Source organism: Bradyrhizobium betae (assembly GCF_050632175.1).
In the GTDB taxonomy this organism is placed as follows: Bacteria; Pseudomonadota; Alphaproteobacteria; order Rhizobiales; family Xanthobacteraceae; genus Bradyrhizobium; species Bradyrhizobium betae_B.
The window spans coordinates 4,164,753-4,178,379 of sequence record NZ_CP192576.1 but is presented as its reverse complement, the minus strand read 5'-3'; the positions used below and the strand labels follow the sequence as shown (position 1 = coordinate 4,178,379).

Below are 13,627 nucleotides of genomic sequence, written 5' to 3'. Positions count from 1 at the left end.
AACACGCGGCGTGCGGGATAGCGCACGCCGCTCGCGAGGCGGACCAAGGCTCAGGGCCCGGAGGTGAAGCCACATCGGCGTGAGCGCCTCCCGGGTGGTGCCAACTTGTCACAACTGGACGCGAACAGGCTGCGCGCTCGCGGCCGTGGATTGTCCCGTTCCGGCGAGTGATGACAATTGGCAGCAGGATGCTCATTCCGATTCGCAGGGCATCATGACAGGCAAGCCAAGGACGTCGTCGTGCACAAGGCAGCATTCATCGCATCCGGGCTCTTCCTGCTCACCGCTCCGGCAATCGCGGCCGATCTGCCGATCAAGGCCGTCACTTACGAGCCGCCCAGTCTTTGGCAGATCGAGGTCGGCGCACGGTACTGGTACAGCATCGGCCGCACGGCTTACGATTTGCACACCACCGGCGCGAGATCTTCCCCTGTTATCTCGAGGCTCGACTATCACAACATGAGCACGCATTCGGGAGAGGTTTTCTTCCGGATCGACAGCCCCACGAAGTTCTTCGTGAAGGGCTACGGTGGCTATGGAGGCATCACGGGCGGCACCATGAACGACGAGGATTTTCCGCCGTTCTTCAACGGGCCGTACACGAAGACGGAGAGCCAGACGCGCGGATCCCTGGCCTACGCCAATCTCGATATCGGCTATTCATTCTACGAGTCCCACCCCGTCGATGCGCAGCCGCGCCTTCGTCTGGGTGGCTTCGTCGGCTACCATTACCGCGCCGAACTGGCCGATGCATGGGGCTGTCGACAGACCGAGCCTGGCGGCCAGATCTGCGAAGGCGCCGGCGCCCTCGCCGGCAGCGTCAAGGTCATCACCGAGCGCGACATCCTGCACACCGCACGCGCGGGCGCCGTGGCCGATCTCTGGTTTACGCCGGCACTCAAGCTGACGGTCGACGCCGCCTACACCTATTCCGACGTGAGAGCTTTCGACACGCACTTCTTTACCTTCGGCACTGAACCCTCTCGCGGGTACGGCCATGGCTTTCAGCTCGAGACGGTGATGTCCTACGCCATTACGCCCAACGCAAATATCGGAATTGGCGCCCGGTACTGGCACACCGGAATCAACGACTTCACCGAGCCTGCAGGCGGCGGAGCGGGCCAGGCCCAGACCTATCAGGTCGACCGATACGGCACCTTCATCCAAAGCAGCTTCAAGTTCTGACCGGGCAAGCCTGGACTCTCGCCGACACCCGCAAGCACGCGCTGTTGGCCGGCGCCCCAACATGACGCCGGCTCTATCCAGCACCAGCAACACGCCGATCGTGTAGGCGAACCCGACATGCGTCACCGTGCACGTCGCACACGTCGCTACGATCCTGCGGGAAGACGATCTACCGCGAGCACAGCCTGGTGAATATTCCTCCGCCGGTCGATGACGAGAATGTTATCGATGATGGCTTCGGGGAAAAATTTGCAAAGCCCCCCGTAGCTTGCTCGCAGAGCGCCTCCTCCGAAAAATCGTTGATCCCGGGCAATTGTGATCCATCTCGCGCGTGGCAGCCGGTATCGCGCCTAGGCTGCAAATGCCAGCGCAAGAAACTTTAGCCCGATCTCTTTTATCTGGATTTTTTCAGGGAGGTTCTTCATGAGCAGCCGCCACGCCATCGTTCCGCGCGGTCTGAACGCTACGCGCTCGTCTCTTTCCCAGGGCCGCTTCGGCCGCATGTTCCGCAATCTCGCACCGGCCAAATTCGGCTCGAACGATGCCAACAACGTCGCGAATCTTTCGGCGCTCGCCGACAAGATGATCGCCGGCTTCGATGGTCCGAAGGACGGGCCGGACGCGGAGGAGAGCGGCATTCCTTCGCTCTACACCTATTTCGGCCAGTTCATCGACCACGACATCACGTTCGATCCGGTCAGCTCGCTGACCAAGCAGCAGGATCCCGACGGGCTCGTCGACTTCCGCACCCCGTCGCTCGACCTCGACAATCTCTACGGCCGCGGTCCGAACGACCAGCCTTACATGTATGACGGCATCAAGTTCCGGCTCGGCGAGAAGCTGACCGGCGCGGGCGTCGCCGATGCCAGCGACCTGCCGCGCTTCAAGGGCCGCGCGCTGATCGGCGATCCCCGCAACGACGAGAACAGCATCGTGTCGCAGTTCCAAGCCCTGATGCTGCGCTTTCACAACCGAATGGTCGACGACAATGACAGCCTGTCGTTCGAGGAGGTGCAGCAGCGCGTCCGCTTCCACTATCAATACGTCGTGCTGAACGATTTCCTGCCGCGCATCGTCCACGCCAGCGTGCTGGACGCGCTGAAGACCGCGGGCCAGTATGACCGCGGCAAGCTCGCCTATTACCACTGGAAGACCTTTCCGTTCATGCCGGTCGAGTTCTCGGTCGCGGCCTACCGGCTCGGTCACTCCATGATCCGCCCCGGCTACCGGCTGAACGATGCGGACAACATGCTGCTGCAGATCTTCCCCGATCCGAACAACCCCGATCACAACGCGCTGACCGGCTTCCGCGCCATGGGTCCGGGACGCGCCATGGATTGGGGTCGCTTCATCGATCTCGACTCGCGCGCCTACGGCGTCGAGGACGACGACACCAATCCCGACAACAAGCGGCGGCTGCAATTCGCCTATCGCATCGATGCCTCGCTGGTCGACCCGCTGCGCAAGCTGCCGCCGGAGGTCGCGTCCAATCCATCGTCGCTGGCGCTGCGCAACCTCGAACGCAGCTGGCGGCTCGGCCTGCCGTCCGGACAGGCCGTGGCGAGAGCGATGAACCTGACGCCACTGACTGACGATCAGATCATCATCGGCAAGGCGGTCGACGAGCCCGGCGCGGGCGATCCACAGACCAAGATCGCAAACATCGCCAACGGTGTGTTCGCCGGCAATTGTCCGCTCTGGGCCTACATCCTCGCGGAGGCCAGGCAGTTCCAGATCGCGGTGACGATCCCGGCCAGCGGCGCGCCGGCCGGCGGAATCAACACACCGCAACTCGGCCCCGTCGGCGGCCGCATCGTCGCCGAAGTCTTCCTCGGCATGATGTTCGGCGATAATTCCTCCGTGCTGTCGCTCGACCCTCAATGGGCGCCGGTGACCGGGGCGAACTTCGCGTTGAAGGACCTCGTCGCCTACGCGCTGGGACAAGGCGATCCGCTGCACTGAACGGGTGATGTGAGATGAGACAAGGGCCGCTCGCGTCGTGCGAGCGGCCCTGTGGCCCGCTTCGCCATGACGGCGAGCCGGCAGCGCGCTCGCTCGAGATCAATCGGAAACTGTTGCTGCCGAACCGTCCGGTTGCAGGTGGCTTGCTTCCATATATCGCGCGGCCCGGTAGCGGCCGGGCGACGATCCATGATGCCGGTGGAACAGTTTTGAAAACGCCGCGGCCGTCTCGTAACCGACCTGGCTCGCAATCCGCGCGATCGGCTCATCGCTGGTTTCGAGCAGGAACGCCGCTTGCGCCATCCGGCGTTCGATCACATAGCGGTGCATGGACTGGCCAACGAGCCTGGTGAAACGGGCGGAAAATACCGAGCGGCCAAGCCCCACGCGCTGGCCGAGATCGCTGAGCGTCCAGGGCCGTTCCGGGTTTTCGTGGATCAACTTGAGCGCCGGTCCGATATGCGGGTCCGATATGGCCCCGAGCCAACCGCCTTGTCCGGGACTGAGGGACGCGATCCAGCTTCGGAGCACCTCGACAAACAGCACTTCCGTCAATCGTGAGAGCGCGACGCTTTGGCCAGGACGCTCGAGCGCTGACTCGCTGACCATGCGGCGCAGGATGGCTTCGAGCCAGCCACCATCCGCCGTCGGCTTGAGCAGGAGCACGGGCGGAAGCAGCTCCAGCACGCTGCCAAACAGCGGCCGCGACACCGTGAAATTGCCGCAGATCATCGTCGAGAGCGGCTTTGCACGGCCGCCGTGACGAACGACGCCCAGACGTGGCGACGATCGATCGATATCCTTGATCTGCAAAGGCTTGGCCCGGCGATCCGAATAAAACACATGGGGCTCGCCGCGTGTGATCACGACGAAATCGCCCTCGGTCATCTGGATTTCCTGTCCCTGTTCGAGCGCGAGCGTCGCGGTGCCCCGGCTGAGATAATGAAACAGCGCATAGGGGCGCGCCGGCAGCGCCAGATTCCAGGGATGGCCGAGCTCGAAGTGGAACAGAAGCGTCCCACCGAGACGAACGCGATCGAGCACCTGGGCGAGGATATCCATGCCGCCGAAGCTAGTCCGGTGGACGATCGGACACAACATCCGGACGATTGATGCCTGTTGACCGAAAAGCCCGCGCCCTACGTCAGGTCGCGGCGGGCCGACGTCACGTGCGGCAACCATTCGCCCACGGCGAGTGGAAGAACCGCGACCTGAAAACGCCCGTCCATTCGCTCCCGGACCTCATTTCGTCCCAAACGCCAACAGGAATAATCGATGCGAAATATCCTCCTTTCAGCCGCCACCGTGCTCCTGGCCGGAACGACTTTGGTCGGCTCCGCCAATTCCGCCGAACTGCCCAAGGGCGCGGCCCACAACATCGTGCTCGTGCACGGCGCTTTCGTGGACCAAACGAGCTGGAAACCGGTTGCCGATATTCTCACGAAGAAGGGCTACAACGTCACGCTCGTGGAAAATCCGCTCACCTCGCTCGACGCCGACGTCGATGCGACCAAACAGGCGCTCGCCAAGCAGGACGGCCGGACCGTTCTGGTCGGTCACTCCTGGGGCGGCGTGGTGATCACGCAAGCCGGCAACGATCCCAAGGTTTCGGCGCTGGTCTATGTCTCCGCCTTCGCGCCCGAGGTCGGAGAATCCCTGGCGTCGCTGGCCAAGGCCGGCCCGCCGACCGAAGGCGGCAGCGCGATCCATCCCGACGCGAAGGCCAATCTGTACATTGACCCAAAAGTGTTTCCGTCGGCGGTGGCGGCTGACCTTCCTCCGGAGATCGCCGAGCACCTCGCCAACTCGCAACTGCCGCTCAACCACGTGGCGTTCGAGGCACCCGTCAGCATTGCGGCCTGGCGCGACAAGCCGACATTCTATGTCGTCACCACGAAGGACAAGGTCATCGCACCCGATGCGCAGAAATTCTTCGCGACGAGGATGAAGGCCCAGACGACGGAAGTCGCCGGCAGCCATGCCTCGCTGGTGGTTCACGCGAAGGACGTCGCCGAGGTCATCGAGAAGGCCGCGCTCGCGAAGTGACGGTACCGCTCCCGGCGCTTGCGCACCGGGAGCACGCACCGCTCGACCATTTCAAGCCAGACATCCGGAGGATGACATGACTCAAATCGACATCGCGAGCGAGGACGTCGCCACGCTCGAAACGGCACCAACCCGATACATCGAAGGCCACGGAATCCGCTTCGCCTATCGTCGCCTCGGCCCCGCCAACGGAACGCCGCTGGTTCTGCTGCAGCACTTCTCGGGCAATATCGATGCTTGGGATCCCGCCGTCGTCAACGCCCTCGCCGCCGATCGTCCCGTCATCGCGTTCGACAACGCCGGGGTCGGTCGCTCGACGGGGCAAACGCCTGACAACATCGCGGAGATGGCGAGAGATGCCGTTGCCTTCATCAATCTGCTCGGCTTTTCCGAGGTCGACCTGCTGGGCTTTTCTCTCGGCGGCTGCGTCGCCCAACTGATCGCCGCCGAGCACCAACGGCTGGTCCGCAAGCTCATCCTCGTCGGCACCGCGCCGAAAGGCGGAGAGGAACACCTGCTCGCGGTTCTCCAGCAGGCGTTCTCCCAGACCGATGTGCCGGACCCGCGCCTGCCGCTGTTCTTCACGAATTCGTCCGCCAGCCGATCGTCCGGCCTGGCGTTCCTGAAGCGGACCAAGGTGCGCAAGGACGATCGGGACACCGATAACGGCAGCGCGGTCACCGATCCGCAGGCCAAGGCGCTGATCACCTGGTGCGCCACACCCGACCCCGCGCACGCCATTCTGCACGCCATCCGCCAACCCGCTCTTGTGGTCAGCGGCAGCCACGACACCATGCTGCCCGCGAACAACGCCTACGCGATGTCCAGGGAACTCGGCAACGCTCAGCTGATCCTCTATCCCGATTCAGGGCACGGCGCTCTGTTTCAGTACCACGAGACGTTCGTCAGCCACGTCCTGACCTTCCTGGATGCACAGCCGGCGGCTGTTACGGAGGACAAATGACAATCGCTCAAGTCGAAGTCGAGCGTTTCAGCCTCACCAGCTCGAAACCATTCGACGCTGTCGTCGCCGCGTTGAAGTCGGCGGTCGGGCAACCCAACATGGTCGAATTTTTCAAGGAGACGCGGGCGACGAATTCCTTCGCTGACCTGGAGCGCGTCGTACGACGCGGCCTTGGCCGGACGGACCTCATGCTCTTCGCGGAATTCGACCTGGGCGACATTCTGCGTCGCGAAGCCGGATCCAGCACACCCAGGATCATACGGCTTGTGGTCGGCAATCCACTCATCATGAAAGAGATGGTCAAGCACGTGCCGGATGCTGGGTCCTATGCTCCCGTCACGGTGCTCATTGATGAGCGTCCCGATGGCGTGCACGTCTCCTACGACAAAATGGAGAGTTATCTGCTGCATTATGGCAGCCCGGAAGCCCTTGCCGTCGCCAGGAAGCTCGATACGAAAATCACGACCTTGCTGAGCGAATGCGCAAACTGAAACGTCGTGATGACGTCTCTGTCCGATTGACGTGGGTAACTCACGACGTCGCGACTGACGTCGTCATGACGCAAGCCGACCATTGAAACGGAAATTCCTGCATGTACAAGACACTTGTCGCCACCGTCACTGCCGCGACTCTTTTCACCGGGGCCGTCGCGGCCGCTCCTGCCGTCAGCAAACAGCCGCTGGATGCTGCGACACTCGGCGCGATCAAATCGAAGTTCGGCAGGCTGATGGAATTGGCCAACAAGCACGATTTCAAGGCCCTGCATGAGATGTTCTGGCAATCACCCTCGGCCCTGCTGGTCGCCAAGAGCGCGATCCCGTCCGAAGGAAACTGGGCCGGCTTCTGGGGCAACGAAGCGATCGATCAAAAGCTGCATGATATCGGCAGCTCCGGTCCGGTCGTGCTCGAGCCGGATTATGCGAAGCTCAGGGTTGTCGGCCTGACGCGCGACGTCGCCGAGTCCTACGTCCCGATGAACATCACGGTCTCTTATGCAGGGCAGGATGGGACAGCGAAGCCTTTTCTGATGATCATCAATTGGCTTCGCGTCGGGAGCGACTGGAAAGTCGCGTCAGAAATCATCCTGCCGGTCCCGCCCGTACCCGCCGCGAAGGGTTAGGCGCAAAGCGTCGCTTGTTCGGAACCGACGCCTCGGCTGCACGCCGAGGACGGAGGGCTGAGTTATCTCGCCTCGGCGACCTTCGCTCCCGCTGAAGGCATCTGCGCGTTAGCCGCCGAGAGCCGTTTCGGCAGCGATGCCGGGTCCGGCAATCGGAAAGCGGCGTCGGCCGGCGCCGGCTGGAATGGCCGGCGGGTGGCGGTTGCCGGAAGCACGATCACTTTGGCTCCGACTTTCACCCGGTCATAGAGGTCCGTGACGTCGTCATTGGTCAGCCGGATGCAGCCGGACGAAACCTTCTTCCCGATCGTATCGGGGTTGTTGGTGCCGTGAATGCGATATTCGGTGTCGCCGAGATACATTGCCCGGGCGCCGAGCGGATTGCCGGGTCCGCCTGCCATGAAGCGCGGCAGATAAGGCTGACGCCCAATCATCTCCACGGGCGGATGCCAATCCGGCCATTCCGCCTTGCGGGCCACGGTCTGCTCACCGGACCATGTGAACCCTTCGCGGCCGACACCGATGCCGTAGCGCAGGGCCTGCGTGTCGTTCAGAACGAAATAGAGAAACGTGTTCTTGGTATCGATGATCACGGTGCCCGGCGTCTGGCGGCTGGCATAGTCGACCACCTGCCGAACCAATGCGCCGGGACCATCGGCGGCTTTTGGCGGTTCGACCAGAGGCGCGGGGGCTGGAACCGGGGCAGGAACCGGAGCCGGCGCTGCGACGCGGACAGGTGGTGCCACGTAAACCGGCGTTGACGACGCCTGGGCTTCGCGCGCGGACGGCTTTCGCGTCGTTTGCACGCTCATCGGTCCGGACAGCAAGCCGTAGCCCAATGCAGCGATGGCGACGGCGCCGATCGCAACTCTCGCGACCATGGGTAGCGCGAACGTGTCTGCCTTTGCCTTTCCGCGCTTGGGCCGCTTGCTCATGTGTTTCCCCAGGTCACCATGCCTGAAGAGGTAACCAGCAACATTTAAGAAACTTCGAAGCGAATGGGTTCGGACTGGAACCGTTGGCGATGGTTAACGCCAAGTGGCAGCGAGCGCTTCGCGCTAACGCGTGGCCGCGAGACCGTTCTCCGCGAGCCGCGCCGCGAACCACAGCGACAGCGGCTGATCGAGGCTGCCGCTGACATAGACTTCCGACATCGTCACATGCTGCCTGTCCAGCACCAGCAGCACGCCGATCCAGTAGGCGAACCAGACATCCGGATCGGTCAGAGCGCGCAGCTTGTGCTGGTCGTGCTCGAGCGAGGTGTGATTGCTCGCCTTGCGGATCTCGACACTGAGCAAATTGTTCGGGATCTCGCGCTGATGCACGACGACATCGGGGTAGATCGACTTGCCGAGATGATCGTCGGTCGAGATGATGGTGCCGTGCGGCAGATGCAGCGTGCGCTCGCCGAGCCGGTCGTAGTTGCAATCGACCGCCCAGCCCGAAAACTGCCGCTCGAGATGGACGGCGAAGCGGTGCGTGATCGCACGCTCGCCGATGTCCTTCTCGAACAGAAATCCTTCGTGGGCGTAGAACTCCCGGAGCGCCGCGATCACCTTGTTCAGCTCGGTCTGCATGTCGCCTCCGGGCCTTCGGCACTCCGCTTTTTGCAGCGCGCCTACATCTGGACTTCGATCAGTCGCGGACCCGGCTCGGCGACGGCTTCGGCCAGCGCCTTGTTGAACTCGTCCGCATTGGTGACGGCGCGGCCGGGCACGCCCATGCCCTTTGCCAGCGCGACGAAATCGAGCGTCGGACGGTCGAGCCGGAGCATGTCGTTGGCGCGCTGGCCGGGCTCGCCGGCGCCGACATTGTCGAACTCGCCGCGCAGAATCTGGTAGATGCGATTGGCGAACACGATGGTGACGATATTGAGGTTTTCTCTAGCCTGCGTCCACAGCGACTGGATCGTGTACATCGCGCTGCCGTCGCCGACCATGCAGATCACCTTGCGGTCCGGACAGGCGATCGCGGCGCCGATCGAGAGCGGCGTGGAGAAGCCGATCGAGCCGCCCATGTTCTGGAGCCAGTCGTGCGGTGCGGCGGCCGCGGTCGGCGGGAAGAAGGCGCGGCCGGTGGTCAGGGACTCGTCGACCATGATCGCGTTCTCGGGGATCGCGTAGGCAATCGCCTGCGCGATCGAGGCGTGGGTCAACGCACCGGTCGGCTTGACCAGTTCCTGCAATGCCTGCGGCTTGACATCGCTGGCGCTGGCCTTCACGGCGCCGGCGAGCGCGTCGAGCGCTGCGACCGAATTCTCCCCCACGACGTCATGCGATGCACGTCGCAGCCTTCGGGCCGCAACACGCTGGGCTTGTTCGGATAGGCGAAGAACGCCACGGGATCGTCGGACTCGACCAGGACGATGTGACGGAACTTCGCCAGCATCGGCAGCGCCTGATCGATGACATAGTGGATGCGGTCGATCGAGTAACGGCCGCGGCCGCGCGCCATCCTGGGACGGAAGGTCGGGCCCATCACGGTGCAGCCGGTCTTGGCTGCGATGCGCTCGGCCAGCGCCAGGCCCTGCTCGGAGAGCGCGCTGCCGGTCATCAGCAGCAACGTGCCCTCGCCGTCACCGTGCAGGATCTTCGCGGCCTGCTCGACCGCCTGCGGCGAATAGCTCGCGCGCTGCTGCTCGGCCGGCACCTCGGCGATACCGTCGGCCTCGTTCCAGGCGGTGTCGGCGGGCAAAATGAGGGTCGCGATCTGCCCCGGCGCGCTCTTGGCGGCGGCGATCGCCGCGGCCCCGTCGGCGGCGACCGATTTGGAATCCGGCGAGGTACGGACCCAGGACGACATCGGGCGGGCAAGGCCCTCGATGTCGGAGGTGAGCGGCGCGTTGTAGCCGATGTGGTAGACGGCATGCTGGCCGACGATGTTGACGATGCCGGAATTCGCCTTCTTGGCATTGTGCAGATTGGCAAGGCCATTGGCGAGGCCGGGGCCGAGATGCAGCAGCGTCGAGGCAGGCGTGCCCTTCATGCGGTAATAGCCGTCGGCAGCGCCGGTCACCACGCCCTCGAACAGGCCGAGCACGCAGCGCATGCCCGGCACACGGTCGAGCGCTGCGACAAAATGCATCTCGGAGGTCCCCGGGTTGGAGAAGCAGATGTCCACCCCACCCTTGACCATCGTCCGCACCAGGCTTTCCGCACCGTTCATCCCAAAGCTCCTGCAACCGGCAATTTTCAAATGATCCGTCCGATCAATCATTGTTCGCTGGTCTCGTCAAAGCAATAGCGGCCGTTGCGGCCCTGCCCCGCGCGGCGACGCGCGGGTTTGGCTAATGATTTTCGGCAGATTGGCGCGGTTGCCGATCTGGTAAAGCCAATCGTTAAGCATGGCCTCCTCGCAGGGGACCTGCCTCACGGGGCCGTGGCTTGCGAAAAGCCCGCAAATATGGCCTGTGGCCTTAGTTGAATCGATTTTTGCTGGGGGAAACAATGATCCGGTTTTTTGCCGCGCCGATTGCCGCCATCGCATTGCTGTCGGCCATTGCGGGCGGCGCGCTTGCTGAAGAGTTCGACTCGCGCGACATCATGGGCGGTGGCCCGAACTTCTTCCGCTCCAGCGCCAATCCGGTCCCCCGCACCACCGTCATGTATAACGGCAACTACGCCCCCGGCACGATCGTGGTGAACACGTCCGAGCGTCGGCTGTATCTGGTGCTGCAGAACGGGCAGGCGCTGCGCTACGGCATCGGCGTCGGCCGCGACGGCTTCCGCTGGGGCGGGGTGCACAAGATCACCGCCAAGAAGGAGTGGCCGGATTGGACGCCGCCGTCGCAGATGCTGGCCCGCCGGCCGGACCTGCCGCGCCACATGAAGGGCGGCGTCGACAACCCGCTCGGTGCGCGCGCCATGTATCTGGGCTCGACGCTCTACCGCATCCACGGCTCCAACGAGCCGGAGACGATCGGTCAGGCAGTCTCCTCGGGCTGTTTCCGCATGACCAATGACGACGTCAGCGACCTCTACGGCCGCGTCGGGGTCGGCACCACCGTGGTCGTCCTGAACAACTAGAGCCACGCGAGCGGAGGGCTCCCTCTCCCGCAAGCGGGAGAGGTTAGGAACCCGCGGGGCACGTGAATTTGTGGACTTGTGCGCAAGGCGCGAATGCGGCAGCGTCGCAACACGATGAGCGCATTGAACTCGCCCTCGGCTTCCCTCCGCATCGCCCTGCTGGCGCTCGCAACGTTCGCATCTGTGCCTGACACCGCATCCACGGCTGTCGCGAGCGAAGTGCCTGCGATTGCTGCACGCCAGCGTTCGGAGAAGAAGAGCTTCACCGACGGCGAGATCGTCGAAGGTTTTCTGAAGACCGCATTCGGCGCCGAATACCATCTCGCCGGCCGCGTCGACCGCATCCGCAAATTCGACGCGCCGGTGCGCGTGTTCGCCGAGAGCGACCGCGCCGATCGCAAGGCGCAGCTGGCCAAGGTCGTGGCCGACATCGGCAGGCGCGTGCAGCATCTCGACATCGCCATGATCGAGACCAACGAGGCGGCGAACGTCCGGGTGAAGCTGGTGCGCGACCGCGACCTGTTCCGCACCATCTCGAGCTTCTACGGCGCCGAGAAGGCGCGCGAGATCCGCACCTCGCTCGATCCGCAATGCCTGTCCGGCTTCCGCAAGAACGACAATTTCGAGATCGAGCATTCCGACGTCATCCTCACCGTCGACAACGGCGACTTCACCTTCCTCGACTGCGCCTATGAGGAGCTGCTGCAATCGCTCGGCCCCATCAACGACACCGCGAGCGTGCCGTGGACGATGTTCAACGACAACGTCTCGATGGGCTATTTCGACGTCTACGACCAGTACATCCTGAACCTGCTCTACGATCCCCGCATCAAGCCCGGCATGACCGTCGCCGAGGTGAAAGCGGTGCTGCCCGAAGTGCTCAAGGATGTGCGGCTGTGGGTGAGGCGGGTGAATGATCTGAAGGAGTAGTTCCGTCATCCTGAGGTGCGAGGCATGGGACGCAACGCGTCCCATGGGGAGCCTCGAAGGATGAGCGGCCGAGATGCAGCAGTCGGGCCGTCGCCCTTCGAGGCTCGCCAAAGAGGCGAGCACCTCAGGGTGACGGTGATATATTTTCGCGTTGCTCCCACATCGTCATTGCGAGCGCAGCGAAGCAATCCAGAATCCCTCTGCGGAAAGACTCTGGATTGCTTCGCTCCGCTCGCAATGACGGAGAAAGCGTAGCGCCCTACTGCACGAGATCGGCGACCGTCGTTGCGGCCTTCAGCCCGGTGCCGGTGAGGATCACGACCGTGGTCTCGCTGGCCTTGATCGCACCCGCAGCCGAGAGCTTGTCCAGCGCGGCGGCTGCGCTGGCGCAGGTTGGCTCGGCGAACAGGCCCTGACGCGCCAAACGCCGCAGCGCGGCGACGATCTCGTCCTCAGTGAGCGCGATGGTGCCGCCGCCGCTCTCGCGCAAGGCCGCAATGATCTCGCGCAAGCGCAGGGGGTTCTTGATCGCGGTGCCTTCGGCGATGGTCTTCTGCACCTCGCGCGCGACAGGCGTGTCGGCGCCGGCCTGAAAGCTTGCATCGATCGGCGAGCAGTTCAGCGGCTGCGCCGCGAACAGGCGCGGCAGCTTCGCGATCTGGCCCGCCTTGAGCAACTCGCGGAAGCCGAACGCGCAACCCAAAAGGCTGCTGCCGGCGCCGACGGGCATGATGACATTGTCGGGCGCGCGAAAACCGAAATCTTCCCAGATTTCGTAGGCGAGCGATTTGGTGCCTTCCAGGAAGAACGGCTGCCAATTGTGGCTAGCGTAAAACATCTGGCTCGACTGGCGGATCGCCTCGGCTTCCGATTCCTCGCGCGGGCCTTCGACGAGTTGCACCGTGGCGCCGTAGGCGCGCACCTGCGCGATCTTGGCCAGCGACGTCGAGGCTGGCGCCAGAATCTTCACGCGCATGCCGCCGGCGGCGCCTAACCCGGCCATGGACGAGCCGCCATTGCCGGAGGAGTCCTCCAGAATCGCGTCGACGCCGATCTGCCGCAGGAAGGACAGCATCACCGCCGAGCCGCGATCCTTGAAGGAGCCGGTCGGGTTGAACCATTCGAGCTTGAAGAACGGGCGCAGGTCACCCCAATCCTGCTGCACCAGCGGCGTGCAGCCTTCGCCGAGCATGATCGGCTTTGCGATCGCGACCGGCAGCGCCGCGCGGTAGCGCCAGAGCGAGCGCGTGCGGGGCTCGATGTCGTCGCGCGAAATGCCTGTTCCCGGCGTCACCAGCAGCGGCGTGCGCTCGTCCGAGCACCAGCGCGGCTGGTCGAACGGATAAAGCTGTCCGTTGCGGGGATCGATGTAACTGGCTGCGGGCATGGGGGTCT

The 13,627-nt window shown here is 63.9% G+C and carries 12 protein-coding genes and 1 pseudogene; 8 read left to right on the top strand and 5 right to left on the bottom strand.

Features of this window, described 5'->3' with window-relative positions; genetic code table 11:
* Positions 1-240 precede the first annotated feature (240 nt).
* Together ACQ86E_RS20120 and ACQ86E_RS20115 are read left to right on the top strand one after the other, a co-directional pair.
* Entirely contained in the window at positions 241-1,185 is a 945-nt protein-coding gene (locus ACQ86E_RS20120) for a hypothetical protein (protein ID WP_431201466.1), read from the top strand.
* Positions 1,186-1,608: 423 nt separating this feature from the next.
* On the top strand, positions 1,609-3,147 hold the full coding sequence (locus ACQ86E_RS20115) for a peroxidase family protein (protein ID WP_431201465.1): 1,539 nt from the start codon (positions 1,609-1,611) through the stop codon (positions 3,145-3,147).
* A 99-nt stretch (positions 3,148-3,246) separates the two neighbouring features.
* Here ACQ86E_RS20115 and ACQ86E_RS20110 read toward each other — a convergent pair whose 3' ends face one another.
* Positions 3,247-4,209 carry a cupin domain-containing protein gene (locus ACQ86E_RS20110; protein ID WP_431201464.1) on the bottom strand — a complete coding sequence of 321 codons (963 nt, stop codon included), beginning with the start codon at positions 4,207-4,209 and terminating at the stop codon, positions 3,247-3,249.
* 213 nt (positions 4,210-4,422) lie between these two features.
* On the opposite strand from ACQ86E_RS20110, the gene ACQ86E_RS20105 reads away from it, so the two are divergent.
* From ACQ86E_RS20105 to ACQ86E_RS20090, 4 genes are all read left to right on the top strand, one after another.
* Entirely contained in the window at positions 4,423-5,193 is a 771-nt protein-coding gene (locus ACQ86E_RS20105) for an alpha/beta hydrolase (protein WP_431201463.1), read from the top strand.
* 76 nt (positions 5,194-5,269) lie between these two features.
* A complete protein-coding gene (locus tag ACQ86E_RS20100) occupies positions 5,270-6,157 on the top strand; it encodes an alpha/beta fold hydrolase (protein WP_431201462.1) in 888 nt (295 codons plus the stop codon).
* Entirely contained in the window at positions 6,154-6,648 is a 495-nt protein-coding gene (locus ACQ86E_RS20095; RefSeq protein WP_431201461.1) for a DUF302 domain-containing protein, read from the top strand. Before ACQ86E_RS20100 ends, ACQ86E_RS20095 begins: the two co-directional genes overlap by 4 nt.
* A 101-nt stretch (positions 6,649-6,749) precedes the next feature.
* Positions 6,750-7,277, top strand: a complete 528-nt coding sequence (locus ACQ86E_RS20090) for a hypothetical protein (RefSeq protein ID WP_431201460.1) — start codon at positions 6,750-6,752, stop codon at positions 7,275-7,277.
* Between the two features lie 62 nt (positions 7,278-7,339).
* Here ACQ86E_RS20090 and ACQ86E_RS20085 read toward each other — a convergent pair whose 3' ends face one another.
* From ACQ86E_RS20085 to ACQ86E_RS20075, 3 genes and pseudogenes are all read right to left on the bottom strand, one after another.
* Positions 7,340-8,212: a L,D-transpeptidase gene (locus ACQ86E_RS20085; RefSeq protein ID WP_431201459.1), complete on the bottom strand. Its 873-nt coding sequence runs from the start codon at positions 8,210-8,212 to the stop codon at positions 7,340-7,342.
* 123 nt (positions 8,213-8,335) lie between these two features.
* The gene (locus tag ACQ86E_RS20080; RefSeq protein WP_431201458.1) at positions 8,336-8,854 is read right to left on the bottom strand and encodes a hypothetical protein; all 519 of its coding nucleotides are present in this window, start codon (positions 8,852-8,854) and stop codon (positions 8,336-8,338) included.
* Positions 8,855-8,895: 41 nt separating this feature from the next.
* Positions 8,896-10,442 (bottom strand): annotated as a pseudogene (locus tag ACQ86E_RS20075) (acetolactate synthase large subunit).
* Positions 10,443-10,723: 281 nt separating this feature from the next.
* On the opposite strand from ACQ86E_RS20075, the gene ACQ86E_RS20070 reads away from it, so the two are divergent.
* The gene (locus tag ACQ86E_RS20070; RefSeq protein ID WP_431201457.1) at positions 10,724-11,302 is read left to right on the top strand and encodes a L,D-transpeptidase; all 579 of its coding nucleotides are present in this window, start codon (positions 10,724-10,726) and stop codon (positions 11,300-11,302) included.
* A gap of 93 nt (positions 11,303-11,395) precedes the next feature.
* On the top strand, positions 11,396-12,232 hold the full coding sequence (locus ACQ86E_RS20065) for a DUF2927 domain-containing protein (RefSeq protein WP_431201456.1): 837 nt from the start codon (positions 11,396-11,398) through the stop codon (positions 12,230-12,232).
* Between the two features lie 259 nt (positions 12,233-12,491).
* On the opposite strand, the gene ACQ86E_RS20060 is transcribed toward ACQ86E_RS20065, so the two are convergent.
* A complete protein-coding gene (locus tag ACQ86E_RS20060; RefSeq protein ID WP_431201455.1) occupies positions 12,492-13,619 on the bottom strand; it encodes a threonine synthase in 1,128 nt (375 codons plus the stop codon).
* Positions 13,620-13,627: the final 8 nt, after the last annotated feature.